The following is a 12,600-nucleotide window of genomic DNA, read 5'->3' as shown; positions in this document are numbered from 1 at the left end:
TCGGTTGGGTTCGTCATATCCTTAGGGATATCAACAACCACCGGACCCGGACGACCCGTCTGAGCGATATGGAATGCTTTCTTGATGATCGACGGGATCTCTTCCGGATGCTGAACACTGAAGTTGTGTTTCACCACCGGACGGGAAATACCGATCATGTCGGTTTCCTGGAACGCGTCTTCACCAATCAGATGGCTCATTACCTGACCGGTAATGACAACCATCGGAATAGAATCCATGTAGGCAGTCGCAATACCGGTGACGGCATTGGTTGCACCTGGGCCAGACGTTACCAGCGCAACGCCCGCTTTACCGGTCGCACGTGCATAAGCATCGGCCATGTGGGTAGCCGCCTGCTCGTGGCGCACCAGTATGTGTTTGACATCTTCCTGCTGGAAAAGAGCATCGTACAGGTGCAGTACTGAGCCACCCGGATACCCGTAGATGTTTTCAACACCCTCGTCTTTAAGGGCGCGCACAACCATTTCGGCGCCTGAAAGTAATTCCACTGTTTCACCCTCTCACTGCGTCGGACTCAATTCCGACATTTTGACAGTTTATTTCTGCAACGAATGAACGTAGTCGCCCATCAAGCGTGGATGACGCCCGGGATGGGAAAACTTACAAATACCGTTCCTGATAAACGAGATACAAGCGACTCACGTTCGGGTGCTCGCCAAGATTGAGGATCGCTCAACTGGCAGACCTTTCAGGAAGTTAAGCGGCAATACTTAACTCCGCCGGACATTCGGGGTGGCCTAATAGTCCAAGGTCGGAAGAAATTTGGCGCTAATTCTCGCACTTCATCGGCCATTGATCAACCTACAACCAACGAAAAACGGGGAATGCAGAGAATCCATCTTCGGGTTATAGTGAGGAAAAACCCACGACGTTTTTATAATGGCTATACGACGATGGGCTTGTACAACAGATTACCTAAGGAGCGCCTGAATGAGCGTTGCAGAAATTAAAAATAAAGACCGTGTAATCAACGAGTTGATGTTGTTTATCCGCAAAGTACTGGCGGAACCGGAGATCAGCGAAAAAGCGATCGAGATCGCCCGTAAGCACATCAACGAACCCAACGCGGACATGCTGATCGCGGATGAGCTGTCCTCCACCACCAACGTTAAGATTCCACTTGAACACAGCGATGCAGACAGTTTGTTTCTGCAAGTGCTCAAAGACGTGGTACGTGACGAAACTGCGCTGTATTAATCTGCAGTAACTCAGCGTCACCGCTCTCAGCAGAGGCTGCCAATTAGCCTCTGCTTGCCTCTATTTAGCCTTTTCGGCGAAACGGCACCCATAACATTCCCGGTAGCCACTGAGTCTCTTTCGGGTTATCAAACCCTTTTACCCCAATCTGCATACCTTCTTGCCCGGCATCCGGCTGCGCTTTATAAGTTCCGAACAGGCGATCCCACCACGGCAGGTTAAAGCCAAAGTTGCTGTTGGTTTCATCCATCTGAACAGAGTGATGCACCCGATGCATATCCGGTGTCACCAGCACCAACCTCAAATACCTATCCAGCGCTGCTGGCAGACGGATATTGCCGTGATTAAACATCGCCGCGCCGTTCAGAATCGGCTCAAACACGATAACTGTTAACGGTGCTATTCCTAATACGCAGATCAGCACAAACTTGATCAACATAGAGAGCACTATTTCGATGGGGTGAAAGCGTGCCCCCGTTGTTACGTCATAATCCAGATCAACATGATGCACTCGATGTAAGCGCCAAAGGACAGGAACGTGATGGAAGAGGACATGTTGAGCGTAGATCGCCAGATCCATCAATAGCAGGCCGAGTATCAGACTGACAGCGAACGGCAGCTCTAGCAGGTTGAACAGCCCCCAACCATTGTCTTGCGCCCAAACAGCGACCCCAACCGCTGCCGCCGGAAAGAGCAGACGTAGAATAAAGCTATTCAGAAAAACCAAGCTCAGGTTGTTGGCCCAGCGCACGGCTTTAGAGATGCGCAACGTACGACGAGGGGCGATCAACTCCCATAGTGCCACCAGCGAGAGGATGCCTAAGAAGCAGCTTAAGCGGATGGTAGTTTCGTGGGTGGTGATGAAAGTGGCGAGGTCCATGGGGGTGTATCCGGGGTAATGGGTAGTTGCTGTTTTGAATGTAACGTGGAAGGGATTCGGAGTCATCTATTCTGATGACCCGTTCTGGTATAGAGGGGTTTCTGAATAACTCTTTCGCCCTTTTTGGGCAAGATAAGAGAAGTCTCTGAACTCCCCTTATCAATCCCCGTCAGCCCCGCTACTTGCCGGACTACGTCCGGTTCCCTGCGCATTTCGGATGCGCATGAGGCTGCGGAACTCGGTCCTTCGGGCCTCAGACCGTCCTCGCCTTAAATCCATGTAAACCCTGCAATGCTCGGCAGCGTAGAGGGGAATCTAGCCCGTGCCCGGCATCAAGCGCACACTTCTCTGGTTCCCACGGTCCTCCGTGGGAATCCATACAGAGGTCGAGCTATTTACACTAAGTGCCGTGCGAAGTTCTGTCTGCATTCCCACGCGGGAGCGTGGGAACGAGAAAGGGATTATCGCCCTACGCAGACGAGCACTGGAAGCGTTCCGCAGCTTCTCTGGTTCCCACAGTCCTCCGTGGGAACGTGGGAACCCATACTGCGGTTGCAGTGATGACCTGAGCGCCCTGCTAAGCTCGGCCTGCATTCTCACGCAGGAGCATGGGAACGAGAAACGCCCGATGCCTACAGGTTGAACTTATAAACTTAGCGAAAGCTAAACACCCCCGCCTCCACATCCACAGCAATCTCATCCCCGGTCGCAAAGTCACCAGACAGTAACTTCTGCGCTAATGGGTTTTCAATATACTGCTGAATCGCCCGTTTCAGCGGCCGTGCACCGTAGATCGGCTCAAAGCCCAGCTCCACCAGCTTATCCATCGCGGTCGAAGTCATACTCAGCGTCAGCTCACGCTCAGCTAAACGTGCACGCAAACGGTTGAGCTGAATTTCGGCGATACCCGCCACCTGCGCTTTCTTCAGGCTGTGGAATACCACCACTTCATCGATACGGTTGATTACCTCAGGACGGAAGTGACCACCCACGGCATCCATTACCGCCGCGCGCATCAGTTCGTAGTCATCATCGTCGCTGAAGTTCTGAATCAGGTCCGACCCCAGATTGGAGGTCATCACGATGATGGTATTGCGGAAGTCGACGGTACGGCCTTGCCCATCGGTCAGGCGGCCATCTTCCAGCACCTGCAACAGGATGTTGAATACATCCGGGTGGGCTTTCTCCACCTCATCCAACAGCAACACAGAGTAAGGTTTACGGCGCACCGCTTCGGTCAGATAACCACCCTCTTCATACCCCACGTAACCCGGAGGTGCACCGATCAGGCGAGCGACAGAGTGTTTCTCCATAAACTCAGACATATCGATGCGCACCATCGCCTCTTCGGTATCAAACAGGAAACCGGCCAGCGCCTTACAGAGTTCGGTTTTACCCACCCCGGTGGGACCGAGGAACAGGAAAGAACCGTGTGGGCGATTAGGATCGGACAAGCCTGCGCGGGAACGGCGCACCGCATTGGACACCGCTACGACGGCTTCCTCCTGCCCCATCACCCGTTTATGCAGCTCGGCTTCCATACGCAACAGTTTTTCGCGCTCACCTTCCAGCATTTTGCTGATTGGGATACCTGTCCAGCGGGAGACCACTTCTGCGACTTCCTCTTCAGTGACTTTGTTACGCAGCAGTTTGTTTTTGCTTTCGCCTTCATGCTGTTCCGCTTCACTGGCCTGTTCGAGCTGGCGTTCCAACTCGGGGATACGCCCGTATTGCAGTTCAGACATGCGGGAGAGATCACCTTCACGGCGTGCTTTTTCCATCTCCACACGGACCTGGTCCAGCTCCTCTTTCACTTTCTGGGAGCCTTGCAGGGCAATTTTTTCTGCCTTCCAGATCTCATCCAGGTCGGCGAACTCTTTCTCCAGTATGCCGATGGTGCTGATCAGCTCGGCCAGACGTTTCTGAGCCGCACTGTCTTTCTCTTTCTTCAGCGCTTCACGTTCCATTTTTAGCTGGATCAGGCGACGTTCCAGGCGGTCCATATCTTCCGGCTTGGAGTCCATCTCCATGCGGATTCGGCTGGCTGCTTCATCGATCAGGTCGATCGCTTTATCCGGCAGCTGCCGATCGGTGATATAACGCTGTGACAACTTCGCGGCAGCAATAATGGCCGAGTCGGTGATATCCACACCGTGGTGCACTTCATAGCGCTCTTTCAACCCACGCAGGATCGCCACGGTATCTTCTTCGTTCGGTTCATCCACCAGCACTTTCTGGAAACGGCGTTCCAGTGCGGCATCTTTCTCTACGTACTGACGGTACTCGTCCAGTGTCGTGGCACCCACGCAGTGCAGCTCACCACGCGCCAGCGCAGGCTTGAGCATATTACCCGCATCCATCGCCCCATCGGCTTTACCGGCACCGACCATGGTGTGTAGCTCATCGATAAACAGAATGATCTGGCCTTCCTGTTTCGACAATTCATTCAGCACCGCTTTCAGGCGCTCTTCAAACTCACCGCGGAACTTCGCCCCGGCGATCAAGGCACCCATATCCAGCGACAGTACCCGTTTGTGCTTCAGACCTTCCGGAACTTCACCGTTGATAATCCGCTGCGCCAGACCTTCCACGATGGCGGTTTTACCCACACCCGGTTCACCAATTAACACCGGGTTGTTTTTGGTACGGCGCTGCAACACCTGAATCGCCCGGCGGATCTCGTCGTCACGGCCAATCACCGGATCCAGCTTGCCACTTTCCGCGCGCTCGGTCAGATCAACACAGTATTTATCCAACGCCTGACGGCTCTCTTCCGCATTCGGATCGTTCACGTTTTCACCACCGCGCATCTGACTGATCACTCCTTCCAGACGTTGTTTATTCACACCCACTTCACGCAACAATTTCCCGGCCGGGGATTTATCATCCACCATCGCCAACAGCACCAGTTCACTGGCGATATATTGATCGCCACGCTGTTGTGCCAGCTTATCGGTTAAATTGAAGATACGGCCGGTATCGGGCGAGATACGGATCTCACCGTCGGCATTCGGTACACGGGGCAGGTCAGTCAGCGCCTGCGACAGCTTCTGTCGCAATACATTAATATCAGCGCCCGCCTGCGCCAGCAGTTGTGGGGTGGAACCTTGCTGCTGATCCATCAGTGCACTGAGCAGATGCAGCGGTTCGATGTAGTTGTGATCACGGCCTACGGCAAGCGATTGCGCGTCAGCCAGGGCTTCCTGAAGCTTGGCGGTAAATTTATCGGGTCTCATAGTTTCTCCTTTCACAGCCTGTCGGCCTGTGTGGCTTAGACGACGACAGATCTGGCATCAGGCCAGCCACTGTCCTCCTCCTGCACTCCCTAATCAGGCAAGTGCGATTTACACCTCTGGCGCGCTGCCAGAAATATAAGGTTCTCTGTTACTCTCCTAATGTATGGGGCCTATCTCTGCTCCTTTCAAGCCGACACACCACCAAGCTGAACGTTTTTTGATCAGACGCATGTTTTGTGCAAAACGATGGAACCCAAGACGTTAAAAAAGAGTTCAGAAACAAAAGTTCAACAATTTAGTCACCCCATTGTCATACCCATCCACTAAAACATGGACCCAATGAAAATACGTCAACAGGACTCGTGAGATGCTTAAGAATCAACTTCAGGGTGACGCAGATCGCCTGCAGGACAACGCTTCTGATCTGGAAACGATTGTAGACAAGGCTGTCAGCCGTCGTGGCTTCCTACGGGGCGGTGCTGCGGCGATGGGGCTGTTTCTGGCAGCAAACCCTTTGGCACAGGCTGTCGCGGCAGCCACTAAACCAGCTGCAAGCAAACTGATCGGTTTCTCTGCGGTACGCGCCAGCACAGCCGATACATTTATCGTTCCGGAAGGTTACAGCGCTCAGCCGTTGATCTCCTGGGGTGATCCGATCCTGCGTGGGGCACCAGCCTTTGATCAGTCCGGCACTCAGAACGCTGCAGCACAGGCCGCTCAGTTTGGTGACAACACCGACGGTATGAGCCTGTTCCCGCTATCTGAAGACCGTGCGCTGCTGGCGGTGAATAACGAATACACCAACTACCAACTGCTGTTTGCGCACAAAGGCGACGCGATGACAGCGGATGATGTCCGTAAATCTCAGGCAGCCCACGGTGTATCCGTATTCGAAGTGAAACAGAACGCTGATGGCACCTGGGATTACCTGAACGATTCCGCCTATAACCGTCGCATCACGGCGTATACGGAGATGGAGCTGACCGGCCCGGCGGCAGGTCATGATCTGGTGAAAACCCAAGCGGACCCAACCGGCACCAAGGTACTGGGTACGTTTAACAACTGCGCCAACGGTCAAACCCCTTGGGGCACCTACCTGACCTGTGAAGAGAACTTCAACGGTTACTTCTCCTCTTCCGATGCCGATATCAAACTGACCGCTCAGCAGAAGCGTTACGGTATCAAAGCGAAAGATCGTGGTTACCAGTGGGCAAAGTTCGATGAGCGTTTCGATCTGGCGAAAGAGTCTCAGGAAGCCAACCGCCACGGTTGGGTCGTTGAGATCGATCCCTTTGATCCCACCTCAACGCCGAAAAAACGCTCCGCTCTGGGCCGTTTTAAGCACGAGAACGCAGCACTGACCATCAACAAGGACGGTCAGGTTGTGGTCTATCTGGGTGACGACGAGCGTGGAGAGCATTTATACAAGTTCGTCTCTAAAGAGCGTTACAACGCGAATGATATGAAAGCGAACCGCGACCTGCTGGAAGACGGCACCTTGTACGTGGCGCGCTTTAACGCGGCTGAAGGTGAGCTAAAAGGCAAAGGCGAGTGGGTTGAACTGACGCACGGCAAAAATGGCCTGACCAAAGAGAACGGCTTCGCAGATCAGGCCGCGGTGATGATCTTTGCCCGTGAAGCCGCCACTCAGGTGGGCGCAACCACCATGGATCGTCCTGAATGGGTGGCCGTACATCCGAACAACAAGACTGTGTTCTGTACCCTGACCAACAACAAACACCGTGGCAAGAAAGATGGCCAGCCGGTGGGCGGTCCTAACCCACGCATCAACAACAAGTACGGTCAGATCGTACGTTGGTGGCCTGCCAATGAAGATCACGCTGCCGCTGAATTTAACTGGGATCTGATGGTGATCGCCGGTAACCCGGACGTTCACTCCGGCAACCTGTACGCGGGTTCCAGCAATATCAGCAACGAAAACATGTTCAACAGCCCTGACGGTCTGGGCTTCGACGATGCCGGTCGCCTGTGGATTCTGACCGACGGCAAGTACTCCAACAAGGATGACTTCGCCGGCATGGGGAACAACCAGATGTTGTGTGCGGACCCGGAATCGGGCGAAATTCGCCGCTTTGCAACCGGCCCGATCGCTTGTGAAATTACCGGCCTGACCTTCTCACCTGATCAGCGCACCATGTTCGTTGGTGTCCAGCATCCAGGTGAAAAAGGCAAACCGTCTCACTTCCCGGCAGGCGGCGATAGCAAACCACGTTCCACCATCATGGTGGTGCGCCGTAACGACGGTGGCATCATCGGCGCGTAAAAACGCTGCTAATACCGTATTAAAAAAGGCGCCTTCGGGCGCCTTTTTTCGGACTGATTAACCGGGCCTGCCGCCATCCCAGTTGGGAATCACGACGCTCATCATCAACCTACGTGTTAGCGATGCCACTCACGCATAATCATATGAGTCTTAATCCGGGCGCCACTGGGTTTAAGGGCATCAACCGCTTCCAGCAGATCATGCAGGCGCTGCATAGTAGGTGCTTCCACATATACTAGGACATCGACTTCACCACTGATACCGTGGCAGCTCTGTACTTCGGGAAACTTCATCAATTCCTGCACAAAGGGTGCACATTCAAACCCGCCGTGGCTGACTTCAAAGTACGCTTTTAAGGTATTTCCGCTCTCGTTGTGTGATGCGGTCAGCACCTGATAACCCAGAATTTCACCCTGCGCTTCCATCCGCTTCATGCGTTCTGAAACCGCCGTTCGGGAAAGATTCACCTGCTCTGCGATGCTGGACACACTCTGACGGGCATTATCCTTCAGCGCCGCGATTATTTTCTGATCAAAGCTGTCCATCTGACTACCTGCCCCCGCATAACGTCGGGAAATCGTATAAATACCTGCAAATCGAAACGTCATAACGACGCCTTGTTTTGGCCATCATCCGTACACTGTTGTTTTCGATTCGGAGCGTTGGGATGACAAGGCTAAATCAAACAATTACACGCTGGCAAGGGATGGGATTGATTGCGACCACACTACTAGGCACCGGCGTATTTATTGTGCCCCAACTCACCATTGCTCAAGCAGGCGACAAAGCGATCTGGGCATGGCTCACCCTGTTGTTGTCGATTTTGCCGTTGGCTTATGTATTCGCCGAGCTGGGCCGTAAGTTTACCCATGCGGCAGGCCCTGCGTATTTTGTCAGTAAAGCCTTTGGGATCACCGCCGGTCGAGTGGTCGGATTGGTGTTCCTGTTTGCCGTACCACCGGGGGCCGCCGCGGCGCTGATCATGACCTTTGAATTCTTTAATCCGCTGGTCACGCTGTCCCCTCAAGAGGCCTTCGGTGGTGAACTGCTGGTGTTCGGCCTGCTATTTTTTATCAACCGGCGTGGCTTGCAGTTATCCGGCAAGCTTCAACTGGGACTGGCACTCGCCATCCTCGCGGTTGTTGGAATTATGCTCATAACGTTGCTGATAACAACGCCGGAAACCGCACCGGTCAAAGCCGGGACATCCAGCGACATACTGTCTGCCATTGGTCTGGCAATCTGGTGTTTTCTGGGGGTTGAAGCGATCACCCATCTGGCGACCGAATTCAAAGATGTAAAAAGAGATTTTATTCCGGCAACGGTCGGAGGTATCACGCTGGTAGGGATCATCTTTATCGGCTGTACATATCTATCCCTCTTAGCACCACAAGACGATCTCGCGATGGTTGGAGCCTTTAAGGTCTTACTGGGTGATGGCGGGCGCTGGATTATCGGCGCATTAGGGCTGATTAGTGGCATTGCGACGATTAATATCTACTTTGCCAGCCTGTCACGACTGGCGTGGAGCTTCAGTCATGAAGGTATATTACCCGCTCAGCTGAAACCCCTGAATCAACACCAGGTGCCTGCGGTGGCACTGCTGGTGTTCATCCTGATCTCCGCTGCCATGCTGATCCTGAGCTATCTGGCCGAACTGGATTTCCCCGCGTTAGCTCACTGGGTGAATGGTGCCTTTATCCTGATCTACACCACCTCCCTGCTGGCTGCATGGAAGCTTTTGTCACGCCGCCACCGTCCTGCCATTGCCATCGGCTTATGCGCCTGCGGTTTGTTTATCTACTGTCTGGGCGATGCCATGTTATATGCATTGGGGCTGGCGCTATTAATCGCGCTGGTCTTACTCGGCCAGCAATGGTGGAAACGGAAGAGGTCCACTCCTCCCGTTGGGAACCGCGCAGCTCGTCCCAACCTACCGGTCAATTAGCAGGATCGGGTGGCAAACACCGTTTCCAGCGCATCATCGGCCAGCTGGCTGGCGGGAGTTAAGGTACGGCGCTGCCATGGGATCATTCCAAAATACCATGCGCGCCAAAAGCCGACCGATGCCTGTGGATTCTGCTCCAGCAAGACTTCCAGTGTTTCGACTTTACCCAGCTTAATGCCCAGTGCGTCACGGAAACATTCATGGACAAACTTAGAACAGAACTGACGTTTGGAATCGTACTTAAATCCCAGATGGTAGAAGGCACCTAAGCGCTTATCGGCTTCAGCTTTCAGGCGATCAACCTGGTCGGTACTGACACCGGATTTGAGGCGACGGATCGCTACCTGATCCTCACAGGTTTTACTCAGAAATGAGCGCAACGGACTGCGTTTTACCACCGGTACGGCGCTCTCCATGACAAACCACTCTTCCTGCTCGCGCACTACAAAACCCACATGAGAACACCAGCTACCGGTGCCGCGTGCGACCTGTTTATACAAAAAGCTGTTGATGGAGATAAACAGGATATCGCCTTCCTGCAAGGTGTCGCGAACTTGTGCTTCCAGCTGATCCAATTGCGCCTGACGTGTCATACCGCTGCCTCCCGTTAAGTTGATGGCTGCAGTATTGGTTAGAGTCACAATGGAAGGAATTTTCTCCGTTCAGGTAGCACTATTCGCTACCTGTAGTTGCACACCGTATCAGGAAGAAGATGAGGACTCTCGAGATGGTTCCGGCTGATCACACCCCTTACAGCCTGCGCACCCTGACGACTGACTGCATCCGGGTTTAAGGCTTCGACGGATAAAGCGACTAAACCAGATCAGGATGACACCAATTACGGCCAGCAATACCAGCCAGTCGAGCAGACCTAAATCTTGCATATCAACGTCCTCAAAAAAACAGGCTACCCACCCGATACGTGATAAACGCTCCGCCCCACGCCAACACCAACACCAACACCAACACCAATCCCAGCAGAATCGATATCAGTGCCCAGCGCCAGCTACCCGTTTCACGACGAATAACCGCAATGGTGGCCAGACACGGCATATAAAGCAGGGTAAATACCATCAGAGCCAACCCCGCAGCCGGTGCCATACCGGCCAGCATGGCCGCCTGTAAGCCCGCCATATCATGTTCACCCATCTGATAGACCACCGCCAATGTTGCAACAATCACCTCTTTCGCGATAAAACCCGAAAGCAACGCGACCGTTTCCTGCCAGCCAAACCCTAACGGCGCAAACATCGGTGCCAGAAAATGCCCCAGCTGTTCGAGGAAGGATTGGTCGGCACCTTGCGGGAACGTCTGCAGCAGCCAGATCAGCAGAGATCCCACCAGAATCACCCCGCCAATTTTGGACAGAAAGTCGCCTGCTTTATCCCAGACATGCAGACACAAAGAACGTAGGGACGGAAAACGCCACGGCGGCAGCTCCATAATGAAGGACTCGTCATGCTGGGTCGGGATCGTTCGCGACAGAATCAACGCCACGGTAAACGCCATCAGAATGCCCAGTATGTAGATACCAAACATCACGGTACCTGCACGGTCCGCAAAGAAGACACCCGCCAGCAACACATAGACGGGAAGCCGTGCAGAACAACTCATAAACGGATTGATCAGAATCGTGATCAGGCGGGCACGGGGTTCTTCAATCGTTCGGGTCGCCATAATCGCAGGGACGTTACAGCCAAACCCCATCACCAGCGGCACAAACGCTTTACCGTGCAAGCCAACCCGGCTCATCAGGCGATCGGTGAGGAAGGCGGCTCGCGCCATATAACCGGACTGCTCCATGATGGCAATAAAGGTGAACAGCAACACCACATTGGGCAGGAACACCAACACCCCACCGACACCCGCAATTAACCCATCCACCAGCACATCACGTAATAAACCATCGGGCAATCCTGACGCCAGCCACTGACCCAGGGCACTCACCGTCGCATCGATCCAGTCCGCCGGATACGCACCCAAGGTAAAGGTGGCCTCAAACATCAACCACAACAGGCCAACAAAGATAGGAAAACCCAACCAACGGTTCAACGCGATGGAATCCAGCCAGTGTTCAGCAAAGGCCAGCTCTTCGTGATCACTGCCGCTGTTATGCATCAGTCCGTGAATAAAACCGTAACGGCCTTCGGCAATCAATTGAGCAGCGCTGTCATCGTGATAGTTTTCTAACTGTTTAATCTGTTTTTTGACCAACGCTTGCTGGTCATCATGCAGAACAAACGCAACATCACCACCCGACTCCAGCGCCTGCACCGCTTGCCAGCGATTAAGGCCTGTTGCCATCAACTGAGTCAGCGACTGCTCGACGTGTTTTTCGTAATCGATGGCCAGATCGGGTTGCTGGGATGGGGTGCGCAGCTGCTCGACCAATGTGTCCAACAGCAGATCAAGGAAACGTGGACGGCGGCCATCACTGGGCAGCACCGGTAAACCCAACAGTTGTCCGAGCTCATCACAGTCTGGGGCGATCCCTTGTGCTTCCGCTTCATCCAGCATATTCACAGCTATCACGGTGGGTAACTGCTGCTCCAACAATTGAGTGGTCAACGCCAGATTACGGGGCAGGTTGCCTGCATCCAAGACGTTCAGAATCAGATCGGGTGGCGTCTCAAACAGATAATCCCGTGCGACCCGCTCTTCAACGCGGTTGTGGCTCAGCGAATAGATACCTGGCAGATCGACAAATTTCAGCGTGACACCCTGATGTTCGCGCTCACCTTCCCGTCCAGTCACAGTCACACCCGCCATATTTCCGGTACGTTGCCGGGAACCGGTCAGCAGATTAAACAGGGAGGTTTTACCGCAATTGGGATTGCCAAGCAGGGCGACGGTAAAAACACGCTCAGTCATTGCACAACTCCACTTCCACCATCACCGCATCTTCATTGCGCAGGCAGATCTGCTGGCCTTCACGCTCGACAAGACCAGTGGCCAGTTCTCGCCGACCACTCGGTATCGCGACTACGCGATTAGCCCGTACCTCATCCACTGGGAGAGCCAGTCGGTCACGCGG

The 12,600-nt window shown here is 53.8% G+C and carries 10 protein-coding genes; 3 read left to right on the top strand and 7 right to left on the bottom strand.

Going from position 1 to position 12,600, the window contains the following annotated elements:
* Positions 1-509 (bottom strand): thiamine pyrophosphate-binding protein (locus tag ABYW01_RS05140; protein ID WP_372831433.1); only part of this gene is annotated, 509 nt, incomplete at its 3' end.
* 442 nt (positions 510-951) lie between these two features.
* Here ABYW01_RS05140 and ABYW01_RS05135 point away from each other — a divergent pair.
* Entirely contained in the window at positions 952-1,218 is a 267-nt protein-coding gene (locus tag ABYW01_RS05135; protein WP_372831432.1) for a hypothetical protein, read from the top strand.
* Between the two features lie 64 nt (positions 1,219-1,282).
* Here the strand turns inward: ABYW01_RS05135 and ABYW01_RS05130 are convergent, their stop codons facing one another.
* Both ABYW01_RS05130 and clpB read right to left on the bottom strand, forming a co-directional pair.
* A complete protein-coding gene (locus ABYW01_RS05130; protein WP_372831431.1) occupies positions 1,283-2,098 on the bottom strand; it encodes a sterol desaturase family protein in 816 nt (271 codons plus the stop codon).
* 653 nt (positions 2,099-2,751) lie between these two features.
* Positions 2,752-5,334, bottom strand: a complete 2,583-nt coding sequence (clpB, locus tag ABYW01_RS05125) for an ATP-dependent chaperone ClpB (protein ID WP_372831430.1) — start codon at positions 5,332-5,334, stop codon at positions 2,752-2,754.
* 367 nt (positions 5,335-5,701) lie between these two features.
* On the opposite strand from clpB, the gene ABYW01_RS05120 reads away from it, so the two are divergent.
* The gene (locus ABYW01_RS05120) at positions 5,702-7,618 is read left to right on the top strand and encodes a PhoX family phosphatase (RefSeq protein ID WP_372831429.1); all 1,917 of its coding nucleotides are present in this window, start codon (positions 5,702-5,704) and stop codon (positions 7,616-7,618) included.
* 116 nt (positions 7,619-7,734) lie between these two features.
* On the opposite strand, the gene ABYW01_RS05115 is transcribed toward ABYW01_RS05120, so the two are convergent.
* Positions 7,735-8,226 (bottom strand): Lrp/AsnC family transcriptional regulator, encoded by a 492-nt coding sequence (locus ABYW01_RS05115; protein WP_372831428.1) that lies wholly within the window; start codon positions 8,224-8,226, stop codon positions 7,735-7,737.
* 59 nt (positions 8,227-8,285) lie between these two features.
* Between ABYW01_RS05115 and yjeH the strand changes: the two genes are divergently transcribed.
* Positions 8,286-9,566: an L-methionine/branched-chain amino acid transporter gene (gene yjeH / locus ABYW01_RS05110; protein ID WP_372831427.1), complete on the top strand. Its 1,281-nt coding sequence runs from the start codon at positions 8,286-8,288 to the stop codon at positions 9,564-9,566.
* Here the strand turns inward: yjeH and ABYW01_RS05105 are convergent.
* The 3 genes from ABYW01_RS05105 to feoB all read right to left on the bottom strand — a co-directional run bounded on the left by ABYW01_RS05105 (position 9,563) and on the right by feoB (position 12,437).
* Complete coding sequence (locus ABYW01_RS05105; RefSeq protein ID WP_372831426.1) at positions 9,563-10,159, bottom strand: YiiX/YebB-like N1pC/P60 family cysteine hydrolase; 597 nt, start codon at positions 10,157-10,159, stop codon at positions 9,563-9,565. The two genes, yjeH and ABYW01_RS05105, sit on opposite strands and share 4 nt — an antisense overlap.
* Before the next feature lie 108 nt (positions 10,160-10,267).
* Positions 10,268-10,450 (bottom strand): hypothetical protein, encoded by a 183-nt coding sequence (locus ABYW01_RS05100; RefSeq protein ID WP_372831425.1) that lies wholly within the window; start codon positions 10,448-10,450, stop codon positions 10,268-10,270.
* A gap of 10 nt (positions 10,451-10,460) precedes the next feature.
* Positions 10,461-12,437, bottom strand: coding sequence for a ferrous iron transport protein B (gene feoB / locus ABYW01_RS05095; RefSeq protein WP_372831424.1), 1,977 nt, complete (start codon positions 12,435-12,437; stop codon positions 10,461-10,463).
* Positions 12,438-12,600 lie beyond the last annotated feature (163 nt).

It is taken from the genome of Pontibacterium sp. (assembly GCF_041587635.1).
Taxonomy (GTDB): Bacteria; Pseudomonadota; Gammaproteobacteria; order Pseudomonadales; family Balneatricaceae; genus Pontibacterium.
This window is presented reverse-complemented; position numbering and strand designations above follow the sequence as displayed.